General features: G+C 37.2%; 10 protein-coding genes and 1 riboswitch. Of the genes, 5 read left to right on the forward strand and 5 right to left on the reverse strand.

Annotated elements, in window-relative coordinates:
• Window positions 1-39 precede the first annotated feature (39 nt).
• Window positions 40-978, reverse strand: a complete 939-nt coding sequence (locus tag AC0C45_RS07550) for a response regulator (protein ID WP_472928007.1) — start codon at window positions 976-978, stop codon at window positions 40-42.
• A 4-nt stretch (window positions 979-982) separates the two neighbouring features.
• Window positions 983-2,233, reverse strand: coding sequence for an ATP-binding protein (locus AC0C45_RS07555; RefSeq protein ID WP_258357021.1), 1,251 nt, complete (start codon window positions 2,231-2,233; stop codon window positions 983-985).
• A gap of 266 nt (window positions 2,234-2,499) precedes the next feature.
• Here AC0C45_RS07555 and AC0C45_RS07560 point away from each other — a divergent pair, with 266 nt between their 5' ends.
• Both AC0C45_RS07560 and AC0C45_RS07565 read left to right on the forward strand, forming a co-directional pair.
• Entirely contained in the window at window positions 2,500-3,489 is a 990-nt protein-coding gene (locus AC0C45_RS07560) for a glutaminase (protein WP_013081836.1), read from the forward strand.
• A gap of 103 nt (window positions 3,490-3,592) precedes the next feature.
• On the forward strand, window positions 3,593-5,023 hold the full coding sequence (locus AC0C45_RS07565; RefSeq protein ID WP_258356942.1) for an alanine/glycine:cation symporter family protein: 1,431 nt from the start codon (window positions 3,593-3,595) through the stop codon (window positions 5,021-5,023).
• Window positions 5,024-5,052: 29 nt separating this feature from the next.
• Here the strand turns inward: AC0C45_RS07565 and AC0C45_RS07570 are convergent, their stop codons facing one another.
• The 3 genes from AC0C45_RS07570 to AC0C45_RS07580 all read right to left on the reverse strand — a co-directional run bounded on the left by AC0C45_RS07570 (window position 5,053) and on the right by AC0C45_RS07580 (window position 7,732).
• Window positions 5,053-6,552, reverse strand: coding sequence for a sodium:solute symporter family protein (locus AC0C45_RS07570; protein ID WP_043980342.1), 1,500 nt, complete (start codon window positions 6,550-6,552; stop codon window positions 5,053-5,055).
• Entirely contained in the window at window positions 6,552-6,755 is a 204-nt protein-coding gene (locus AC0C45_RS07575; RefSeq protein ID WP_013055514.1) for a DUF3311 domain-containing protein, read from the reverse strand. The genes AC0C45_RS07570 and AC0C45_RS07575 overlap by 1 nt, the downstream gene beginning before the upstream one ends.
• Before the next feature lie 377 nt (window positions 6,756-7,132).
• Entirely contained in the window at window positions 7,133-7,732 is a 600-nt protein-coding gene (locus AC0C45_RS07580) for a cupin domain-containing protein (protein ID WP_080621362.1), read from the reverse strand.
• A gap of 384 nt (window positions 7,733-8,116) precedes the next feature.
• A riboswitch (ZMP/ZTP riboswitch) is annotated at window positions 8,117-8,195 on the forward strand.
• Window positions 8,196-8,251: 56 nt separating this feature from the next.
• Here AC0C45_RS07580 and AC0C45_RS07585 point away from each other — a divergent pair.
• The 3 genes from AC0C45_RS07585 to AC0C45_RS07595 all read left to right on the forward strand — a co-directional run bounded on the left by AC0C45_RS07585 (window position 8,252) and on the right by AC0C45_RS07595 (window position 11,736).
• A complete protein-coding gene (locus AC0C45_RS07585) occupies window positions 8,252-9,847 on the forward strand; it encodes an APC family permease (protein WP_472928008.1) in 1,596 nt (531 codons plus the stop codon).
• Between the two features lie 182 nt (window positions 9,848-10,029).
• Window positions 10,030-11,076 (forward strand): DUF5105 domain-containing protein, encoded by a 1,047-nt coding sequence (locus AC0C45_RS07590; RefSeq protein WP_253948248.1) that lies wholly within the window; start codon window positions 10,030-10,032, stop codon window positions 11,074-11,076.
• A gap of 150 nt (window positions 11,077-11,226) precedes the next feature.
• Window positions 11,227-11,736 carry an acyl-CoA thioesterase gene (locus tag AC0C45_RS07595; protein WP_013055518.1) on the forward strand — a complete coding sequence of 170 codons (510 nt, stop codon included), beginning with the start codon at window positions 11,227-11,229 and terminating at the stop codon, window positions 11,734-11,736.
• The last annotated feature ends 335 nt before the right edge of the window (window positions 11,737-12,071 follow it).

Below are 12,071 nucleotides of genomic sequence, written 5' to 3' on the forward strand. Positions count from 1 at the left end.
AAGACGGAAGAGGCATTTGCACCTTTTCCGTCTTTTCTGTCAATACCAGCTTTTTTCCTTGCTTAACAAGCGCTTTGCTTCAAAAAAGAATATTTGAATAAATTTTTTGGTGTTAATGCGAATCGGCAAAATTTTAGAATCTCCCTGTAATTCTTTCATTTTTTTACGAACAGCTGTAAAGTCAAAAAACTTAGAAGCATAATTTTCAAATTTCGGATTTGAAAAGTCTGTTAATCCGATAGAAGCAAAGTGATTTAGTGAGTGAGTAACTGCTCGTCTTATTCGCTGTTCACAAGCTTTGGTTTCGCGATTAATTTCAATGGAAGACGCGTGAGCTCCTAATTTTTTCTCAGCCACATTCACAAAAATATTTTTTAGAGAAGGGAAATGTTTTTCCACACTTTCTCTTTGGTCATAAGTGTACAGAAACTGTAAAATATCCAGTAAATCTTTTGCACCATTTTCTCCTACAATACCTAACTCGGCTAATAAGAATTTACCTACATCGTATAGATGGGCTTGTTTCGTTACCGGCTGGCTTGAAGGGTTGGCGTGATGAGCTGTCGCTAAACTATTCAAGGAGGTTTGAATATCATCGATTGATTTCTCAAGGGAGATTCGTTCCGTTACTTTTCGAATAACCGTTAAAATTTCAATTCGGTTAATTGGTTTTGTAATATAGTATTCAATTCCTAATGAGTAGGCTTCTCCTATCAATTCTTTGGATTCCACCTGTGAAATCATAATCATTTTTCCTTTAAATGAATCTTTTAAATGACGGATCGTTTCGATTCCGTCCCGCCCTGGCATAAGTAAATCGATAAATAAAATATCAATTTGTTTTAAATTTAACGTAGAGGCATCTAAAAAGCTTCCGTCGACGACTTCCTCTACAACTTCTCCTAAATCCTCATCTTCAATCAGCTGACTGAGCGTTGAACGAATAGCTGAATCGTCATCTGTAATACAAAATCGCATAAACTCATCCTTTCTGAATTAGATTACGAAGGGGGATTTGAATGATAAACGTCATTCCGCTGTCTTCTTGTGTAGCTTTAATCGTACCTTCAAGTTCTTGAACAATATCTTTTACATAAGAAAGACCAATGCCAGTAGAGGGGTTTCCAAATTGATCGTATTTTGAGGTGAAACCAGGTTCAAAGATAGCTTTTTCGTACTTTAAAGGTACTCCAGGACCGTTGTCTTGTACATGAAATTCTACATGTTCAGCTTGTCTATGTACCGATAAAATAATCCTTCCTTCATCTTTGATCGCTTCCACTGCGTTGGCTACCAAGTTATTAATGATCGATAAAATGGTGTAAACGTGGTAGCTGAAATGTTCCCCGTTTACAGAAGAAAAAAAGGTAATTTGTTTGTGAAGAGAATCGGCATATTTTTTGTTGATGCGTACGATCAGCTCGATTAATTCCTCTGCTTTCATATAATTTTGGAAACTTTCATTTGAAATTGTTTTAGATAAGCCCGCAAAAATACGCTGGTTGTCTTTTTTTACTTCGTGAATATCTCCCGCAATCCGAAGCGCTTTTTTACTGAGCGTTTGGTTTAGCACAGAATGATCTTTTTCCTGCTGATTTAATACGCGGTATAAATCGTACGAAGCTTTTGTAATCGCTTCTGTATTATGAAGGGTCTTTTTTAAATGAACGGTTTCTTCATAAAGGCTTGTAATGAGCATTAGCATGTGCTCATTTTGTTTGCGAATTTGACGTTCTCGTGACTGTGATTCATAAATCGTCATCATATTAAAAAAGCTAAGTACAATGAAGCTGTGAGCAAAAGCAATAACGGCCATGTCAGATAATGAATCGACATGGATTGTTGTGTGCAAAACTATATACTGCGCAGTTAGTTCCACTACATCAGCAGCAATTTCAATGATGAGTCCAATCACTCCAATTACAATAGCACTATAATTCATGCGGCTTACTTTAAAAACAAAAAATAAAAGTGCATACGTAAAGTAGAAGAAAAACGTAGGGTAATGCGTATGTGCAGAAGCCGCAAATTGAAAATGATCGAGCATGACATAATCGAGCATGATGCGAAAGAGAACGACACTTAAAGCGGTTAACAAGCCCCCGGCTAAAACGGTTTTTCGTTTTAAAAGCAACAGGAAAAAGAAAAATGTAGGAGCTCCAAATGTAATTCGAAATGTTTCATTTAACGGATAAAATTTTAACTCTCCCGCCAGCGGGACAGTAATGAGCATGAGCAATAAAATGTACGGATCTTTCCGAATGAAAGATTTAAAATTCAGATAATTTCACCTCCTGAAGTGATTCGTGAATTAGTATACATTGTGACAGCGTCCAGCACAATGGAGAAGAGTGCCAAAGATAAAAATATAATTACAAAAAGTTTTGTAGGTTTTTGTATGCTCTCGTAGGTTGCATTGTACATTAAAAATGAAAATGAAATCCCGCTTTATGAAAGCGCTTTAAAATAAAAAGTTAATTAAGTGATGAGGTGATTTTAATGAAAAGAGAAATTGAACAGGAAATGTCTTACTTACACGTCACTGCAAAAGAGCAGTTACATGAGTGGGTAGAGCAAATAAAAGAATTTTCTTCAGAAGGAAAAACGGCTGATTACATTCCAGCTCTGAAAGATATGGACTCGTCTCAATTAGGTATTTGTTTGATTGGTGCTGACGGAACTGTTATCCAGTCTGGAGATTATGAATCGGTATTTACTCTTCAAAGTATTTCTAAAGTCATTAGCTTTATAGCAGCTTGCTTATGCTGCGGCATTCCTTATGTGCTAGAGAGAGTGGATGTAGAGCCAACTGGAGATGCATTTAATTCTATTATAAGACTGGAAATGCATAAACCAGGAAAGCCGTTCAATCCTATGATTAACGCCGGTGCTTTAACGGTTTCATCTCTTTTATCTGGGGAGACGGCCAAAGAAAAATTAAGCTATTTGTTTGATGTGATAACAATGCTTACGGGGAAAACACCACTTATTAATGAAACGGTCTTTGAATCAGAATGGCAAACGTCTCATCGAAATCGTGCGCTTGCCTACTATTTAAAAGAAACGAATTACTTACAAGGAGAAGTAGAGGAGGTTCTAGAGGTTTACTTAAAGCAGTGCTCAATTGAAGTAACGACTGAAGATATTGCACTGATTGGATTAATTCTGTCATTAGACGGATATCATCCAGTATTTCACAAACAAGTAATTCCAAAAGAAGTAGCTAAATTAACAAAAGCGCTCATGCTTACATGCGGTATGTATAATGCTTCAGGGAAGTTTGCGGCATTTGTTGGTATGCCAGCTAAAAGCGGTGTATCGGGAGGAATCATGTCATTGGTGCCACCTAATACGAAAAAGCAGTCTCCATTTCCAGACGGATGCGGTATCGGAATATACAGTCCAGCTATTGATGAGTACGGGAATAGCGTAAAAGGCGTTACGCTGCTAAAAAAAATCGCAAAAGAATGGGATTTGAGTATTTTTTAGTCTATTTACGTACTCTTCATTCGCTTCAATAATATAAACACCAAGAGAAAAAACTTTCATGTTGTGCATTTGTTCTACCAAATTTTTTAATGAGGTGATAGGCATGCAACAAGCAGTCGAAAGTGTGATTAGTGTCATCAATGATTTTTTTTGGTCGAATTTATTAATTATTTTACTTGTATCAATTGGTATTTATTTTACGATTCGCTCTCGTTTTTTGCAGTTTCGCATGTTGAAAGAAATGGTACTTGTTTTGAAAGAAGGACGAGCGGCTAAAGGTGGAGGAGTCTCTCCGTTTCAAGCTTTTTGCATAAGCATGGCAGCTCGAGTAGGAACGGGAAATATTACAGGGATAGCGATTGCTATTGCACTTGGTGGCCCGGGTGCTGTATTTTGGATGTGGATTATTGCCATTATCGGTTCAGTATCAAGTTTTGTAGAAAGTACACTCGCTCAAATTTATAAAGTAAAAGGATCAAACGGGTTTCGAGGAGGACCCGCTTATTATATGGAAAAAGGGTTAAATAAAAGGTGGATGGGCGGGCTATTTGCTGTACTCATTACACTATCATTTGGCCTGGTGTTTAACGCTGTGCAGTCTAATACGATTACGCTAGCATTTGAGAACTCTTTTGGAACGAGCCGCTTGTTGGTTGGGATTATTATGACAGTTATATTTGCGGTAATTATTTTTGGCGGAATCAAACGCATCGCCAAGATATCGGAATACATCGTGGTCGTATTAGCCGTTTTATACATTGGAATGGCTCTGTTCATTATCTTTAAAAATATTGATCAAATGCCGGCGGTTCTATCGCTAATTGTGAAAAATGCATTTGGATTTGAACAGGCGCTTGGGGGGGCAATTGGTGCAACGTTAATCAACGGAGTAAAGCGCGGACTGTTTTCCAATGAAGCAGGAATGGGAAGTGCTCCCAACGCCGCGGCAACTGCAGTGACGAGTCATCCAGTTAAACAAGGTCTTATCCAAGCATTTGGTGTCTTGACGGATACACTCGTGATTTGTACAAGCACAGCATTTATCGTTCTCTTGTCCCCCGCCTATAAGCAGGGACTAAGCGGCATTGAACTAACGCAAGCTTCTCTTAGTACCCATATTGGCTCTTGGGCATCAGGGTTTTTAGCTATCATGGTATTTCTATTTGCTTTTAGTACGTTAATTGGCAATTATTATTATGGAGAAACGAATATTGAGTTTTTAAATTCAAATAAGTTGTGGCTTTGGTCTTATCGTGTAGGTGTTTTAGCGATGGTTATTTTTGGATCGATCGCTCAGCTTCAGCTTGTATGGAATTTGGCAGACTTATTTATGGGGATGATGGTAGTCGTGAACTTGATTGCTATTTTTCTATTATCGAAAGTGGCATTTTCCGCCTTGCATGACTATACTGAGCAAAAAAAGGAAGGGAAAAATCCAGTCTTTTATAGAGATGCGTTAGAAAACAATCAAAATATCGAATGTTGGGAAAGAGAATCTGCTCCGCCCCCTTCTGAAAAAGAGAATATTATCTAAAAAAAGTTCAGCCAATTGGCTGAACTTTTTTATGCGTTTTTCTTTAATTCAGTTTGCGCAGTGCCTTTAGAAAACAATGTTTCTTTCACGCCGTTAGTTGCTGCTTTTGTTTTGGCCGAAAAGATTGGATTTAAAATAACAACTACGAGTAAGTTAGATAATAATCCCCAGAACCCTTCATAAAGACCAAATGAATTTCCTGTGGCATGTACGGTAAACGTTACAACCAGCCCTACTACTAATCCAGCAATCGTACTTTCTTTCGATTGATTTCTCCAGAAGAGGCTGATAACGATAGCCGGGAAGATTTGTACCATACCGGATACCCCTAGTAACTGTAGGGAAACAAGTGCTTGAGGGAATAATAAACCGAATAAAAGTGCCAGTCCAATAACAACGAAAACCATAGAACGAGTAACCATTGTTAATGTTTTACCCTGTACATTTGGATTAATTAAATCTCTGAATATATTATTTGCAAATAAGTTAGACGCTCCGATAGCCATGATAGAACATGGAATTAATGAAGCAAGAGCAATCGTTGCATAAGCTAACCCTTGGCCAATGCCGCCATATGAATATTGAATTAAGGTTAATAACGCTAATCTAGGATCCGTTGTATCTTGAGGTAATACTTGATAAGCAATAAATCCTAAGAAGATGACTAGAATTAAAACAATATTGTAAAGCGGTAAGAAAATAGCATTTTTACGAAGCGAATCTGCACTTTTAGCAGTGAAAACACCTGTAGCAGCGTGGGCCCACATGAATAAAGCTAAAGCAGATACGAGTGATGCTGTAATAAACCATGGAATGCCTTTAGGTCCTTGTGTTGGGATCGTTAATAGCTGAGGTGAATCCTTTGCAACATTGTCGATCATGTTGCCCCAGCTTCCAAAATGCATAATTGGCAGAGAAACAACCATAAATAACATAATCGCCCATACTAAAATATCTTTAATAATTGCCGTATATGTGGGACCTTTAATTCCGCTGAAAAAGGTATAAAGAGCCACAAGAAAGAATGAAAGAATAACGACTGCTTTTACGTTAATGTAGCCAGTTCCTGCAACGCGAAGAGTATCTTGAATACCGCTAAGCTGAAGATCAATATATGGAATGAGCATCAATACACCTACTATAGCAATTAAAGAGGAGAGAAATTTACTGCTAAAACGTTCTCTGGCATAATCAGCAAGCGTAGTAAGTTTGTGCTTTTTAGCAACAGTCCAAAGCTTTGGAAGAAAAAAGTATGAAATTAAAAAGGCTAAAACAGAGTAAGGAATAGCAAAAAATGCGATGCTTCCCCCCTGATAAGCTGTACTTGTAAGACCTAGGAATGTATAAGCAGTATATAAATCTGCTCCTACTAAAAGCCAGACGAGCAGGCTTCCAAAACGTCTTCCCCCTACAGCCCACTCTTCAACTGAGCTTCTAGAAGATTTGTCACGTCCCGCTATAAAGCCAATTGCGATAACGACAAGAACAATTGCTGATGTGATTAAAAGTGCGGTTAAATTTCCTTGCATTATTCAATGTCCCCCCAAGATTTTTGTAAACGATAAATGATAAATGTACACACAGGCGTTAAGAAGACCCATAAAAATAACCATAAATGCAAAAGAGGTAATCCAAAAATAATTGGATGAATGTTATTTACAAAAGGTAAAAAAGCGAATTGAGCAATAAATGGAATGATGAATAAAATAAAAATTATGAATTTTCTATTCAATTTTACTCCTCCTACTAAAAATTTATCTAACAATGTTCACTATGATAGCAAGTCTGACATAGTAAAGCAATAAGTTTTTTGAAAATTTCGTTATAATCTATGAAAATTTTTTTAGAAAAACAAAAAAGAACTTGTGATGAGAGTATATTTGAAATAATTATGAAAGAAAAAAAGGGGAATAATCTAAGCGAAGTTGCTCTTGAAGTGAAAAGAGAACGGAAAAGAAGAAATTTAGTTTTGACCGGGAAGTTTTTTTTATTTCGCCGAGATAAAGTATATTGCTATTGCATCATAAGAAAAGAATTTGTATGTTCAAATAGAGATTCATGGAAAGAATAAAACAGAGCAAATAAAAAAACTAGACAATAAGTGCTTGTCTAGTTCCACCACTCTGTCAATGGTCCTTTGTCGCCATAAACAGGATCTGTTGTAGGAATAGGTACTTGTGCAATTTCATCAAATACGTGAGGGCGATCAGTTTGTTTTCCTGTTCGTAAATTGTAATCCATGCCCTCTGGATAAGCTCCAACCACTTTAAAATCAGCAGTTGACTGCAGACGCATATGCCCTGTTCCTGCAGGAAGTACGAGCACATCACCAGCATGCACCACGATATTTTCCCCCATATGTCCACCTAGTTTTAAACGTGCAGATCCGCTAATTACACCTAGTGCTTCATGGGAATTGCTGTGGTAATGGTGAAAATCATGTATACCGCCTACCCAGCTGTTTTTCCAGTTGTGAGAATTGAAAATGCTCTCCACTTTCTCTTTCTTACTAATAAATACGTGTTCATACAACAAAACTGGAAGACGAGGGTGATTTGGAATGGTTCCGTCGTCATCAAAATAAAGAACTTTTACATTTGCATAATTCATAAGCATCCCTCTAACAATCTTTTTTCGTAATTTTCCCTGTTTTGTGCTTGCATAAACAGAGAAGTTTGCTCGAAGTACTTCATTTGTTGCGAAGTGCATGATATGTAGGTTTTAACGTTTTCCTAAAAGGAGTCTCCCACTTCAAGCGTAGCTAAGTGGTGGGCAGTTCACTTTAGTATCTTTTCTTCATATTGTATATAAGTAAAGAGTCTAGTGCAAGAATTCTATGGATATATAGCTGTTAATTCTTATTATGTAAATGAATATTATATATTAGTATAATTTTCAGAAGATAATCTGCTCGTGGAGTAAAAGAATCAAACAACAAGGAAAGTTAGGATTTTAGTTATTTTTATAATTAAAAAGAGATTTTCAGAAGGTTAATTCTGAATTTTACGAATAATTTATTATTTTTAGAAAAGTAATGTAAACATTTTGTATATTGAGTAATAGTAATGAATGTTATATACTGATAAAAAATATATTCCTATATGTGACTGGCGCAACATGGATGACCATGGGGGAGCATATAGCGTATAAGCCGCGCGCCTGGGCAAACACTTGAGAAAATTCCGCAAGTGTTTTTTTTATTTTCCTAGGGAAGAGGAGTAGATTTGGATGAGCAATATGCAAAGGAAGATGGGAACATTTGCTTTAACCATGACAGGCATAGGTTCGATTATCGGTTCAGGGTGGCTGTTTGGAGCATGGAAAGCAGCTCAAATTGCGGGACCCGCGGCTATTTTTTCATGGGTTATTGGAATGGTGGTTATTTTGACCATTGCCCTATCATATGCTGAGCTGGGCGCGATGTTTCCACAAGCAGGGGGGATGGTTAAATATCCTCAGTATTCACACGGATCATTTATTGGTTTTTTGGCTGCTTGGGCTAACTGGATTTCAATCGCTTCAACGATAACAGTGGAGGCTATTGCATCTGTGCAATATATGAGTACTTGGCCGTGGAAGTGGGCTCGCTGGACTCATGAATTGGTAGACAATGGAATTTTAACATCCAAGGGGTTGGCAGTTGCGTCTTTGTTATTATTCGTTTACTTTTTTGTGAACTATTGGACGGTAAATCTCTTTGCTAAAGCAAACTCATTTATTACGATTGTTAAATTAATTATTCCTGGTTTAACGGCAGGGGCTTTATTTTTTGCTGGTTTTCATAGTGGAAACTTTTCAAGTGAGCATGGGGTTGCCCCTTATGGGTGGGCCAGTGTTTTAACGGCAGTGGCAACATCAGGTATTGTGTTTGCATTTAATGGGTTTCAAAGTCCTGTAAATATGGCAGGAGAAGCAAAATCACCTAATAAATCGATTCCGATAGCTGTAATTGGTTCAATTTTTATTGCAGGAATTGTATACATTATATTGCAAATTGTCTTTATCGGAGCAGTAAGTCCGTCATCAATTGCTGATGGATGGAATCATTTGAATTTTAATTCTCCTTTTGCTGATTTAGCGATTGCGCTTGGAATTAACTGGCTAACAATTGTGTTATACGCAGACGCATTTGTTTCTCCTTCCGGCACAGGTGCTACATATACGGCAACTACTTCTAGAATGTTATACGGGATGCAGCAAAATGGATACTTGCCAAAGATATTTGGTACTCTTCATCCACTTTACAATGTCCCGCGCCCAGCTATGTGGCTAAATTTAGCAGCTTGCTTCTTGTTTCTCTTTTTATTTAGAGGATGGGGTGTCTTAGCAGAAGTGATCTCAGTAGCGACGCTTATCTCTTATATTATGGGTCCTGTAGCGCTTATAACATTAAGAAAAACGGCTTCACACTTTTACCGTCCATTTTATTTAAAAGGGGCATCAGTTATTGCGCCATGCGGCTTCGTTTTTGCTTCCTTGACGCTTTACTGGGCAAGGTGGCCACTTACAGGTGAAGTGATCTTTATTATGGCAATTGGCCTGCCTGTTTATTTTTATTACCAAGCGAAAAATAAATGGGTGGGCTTTAAAAAAGAATTTTTAACCGGGGCTTGGATGCTTATCTATTTAGCGTGCATGATTTTTATTTCCTACATAGGAAGCGAAAAATTCGGAGGCAAAAATATTTTGCCTTTCGGATGGGATATGCTAGTGATTGCTTGCGTATCATTAGCTTTTTATTACTGGGGAATTAAAAGTGGCAAATCTAACCGATATATGAAAGAAGCTGAACACATCAATCAAGAAAATTTTAAATCTAAATAAAAAAACACGAGCCCGTGCTCGTGTTTTTTTATTTAGAGGAGTGGGGAATTTAGACTTAGTTTTTATCAAAATATTGTAAAAAATATAGATTTTAAGGTTTAAGTATTTATACAGAGGGAACCTTTATTTGGGATAAAGTTCTAAAAAAACAAAATAAAGGGGATTAGGCAGCTGTGAAAAAAATGAATGTTTTGGCTTTAGCTTTTGTACTTATGCTAGTATTAGCGGCTTGCAACAATTCTAAGGAAACGGGAGGATCCACGTCGGCTAAAAATAAGGCGATTGAAGCATCCATTGACAGCGCTTCTTACATTTTAGTAGATAGTGATGAAGGAGCTACAAGTGAAGAAAAAGGGCTGTTGAAAGTTGATTTAAAAGTGAAAAATGTCTCCAAAAACAGTATATCTTTATCGGATTACGACGGTGTGTATTTATACGAAGGAGATGAACAGCTGTCTCCAAAAACGGGAGTGAACAGTCGTGAGCTTGGACTAGAAAGCAGTGCATCTGACAAGATTGGCGCTGGAAAACAAAAAAAATTAACGTTTGTCTTTGAAGTCAAAAAAGATAAAAAGTACAAAATTGGGCTTCAGCCAAAATCATCTGATTATGATGAAGAAATTGACGAAGTGACATTAACACTGGATACGAAAAAATACGCGAAAAGCTATAATAAACTGCAAGATCCAGAAAAAGCTCTGCAAGCTTATACAGAAGTCCTTTACTTAAACAAAGAAAACGTAGACTATGATAAATATGTAACAGCAGACAAAACAGCTGTCATAGAAGAACAGAAAAAAGCGTTTAATGAGGAATTAAAAGGTGCGTTTTCTAACAGTTTAACCGACAAAGCAAAAAAAGATTTTTTTAACATGTATAAAGATGTTTTAAAAGAAAAAGCAAGCGTGAAAACAAATGTGATTGCGAATGCAAATAATAAAGCCGTAGTAGAAGTGGAGTACACTACTCTTAATTTATCAGACTTATATTCATACGTATCGCAGCTTAAGCGAGCATATACAGATGAAACGAAAGATTACGATACAGAACACTCTGAAGAGTTTGCGGCTTCTAAATTCAAAGATATTGTAAATGAATTAGAAACGAAAGAAGCAAGTCGTCCCCTACGAATTTTTATGGTAAAAGAAGATGGGAAATGGACTGTAAAGTCAAGTGACCTATACAGTGATTCGTTAGGTAAAACGTTTGGATCAAGCTATATTCGGTAGACAAAAAAGAGAAGAATTTTTCTTCTCTTTTTTGTTTTCTGTAAATAAATCAACGAGTTTTTGTAAAGCTAAATTTATCAAAATATGCTAGTATAGGTTCATTCATTCTTTTATTCTTATTATGATAGGCATCAATGGAGGTTCTTACTAATGAAAGCAAATTATTGTAAAGATACAAAGGCCGTTCGAACGAGCCGCATTTTTCCTAATGATATTAATAATCACAATACGTTATTTGGCGGAAAGTTAATGAGTGATATTGATATGATTGCGTCCATTTCAGCTTATCGTCACAGTCGTACAGAGTGTGTAACAGCTTCAGCAGACTCTATTCATTTTCTGCACCCTATTACGCCTCAGGATTCTGTATGTTTGGAGTCATACGTATCATGGACAGGTCGCTCATCCATGGAAGTGTTTGTGAAAGTGATTAAAGAAAATTTAAAAACCGGGGAGCGTCAAATTGCAGCCACATCATTTTTAACTTTTGTGGCAATGGATGATGATGGAAAGCCCCGTGCAGTACCGGAGCTTATTCCAGAAACAGAAGAAGAAAAATACCTGTTTCAAACGGGGGCAGATCGCGCTGCCACGCGTAAACAAGTGCGTAAAAAAAGCAATGAACTAGCCTCGGTATTGGATTTAGGACAACCTTGGTAGCATAAAAGAGAGGCCGAGACAAAAGTATTTTAGCTCAAATGAAAAACGAACCAGTGATCAACATGTTTGATTAGTGGTTCGTTTTTTTTGTTATGGTGAACGTAGGTTTCATCTGTTTCGTTCCTTCTAGCAGTTGATTGGAGGGCAAGAGGAAGACTAAGGGGGAAAAGCGAAAGAGACGAGGAGGCTCATCGGCGGCCAGCGGAAAGCAAAGTCTTGCACAGTAATCAACTGCGGTGTCACAAGCGGTTCAGCTTATGTATCCCATTTGTTCGTCTTTAGATTGGATTCATTTAGTTATGTCTTAACCTCTCTTTTATATTTGATGAATCTCC

This window comes from Priestia sp. VA7 (assembly GCF_055710015.1).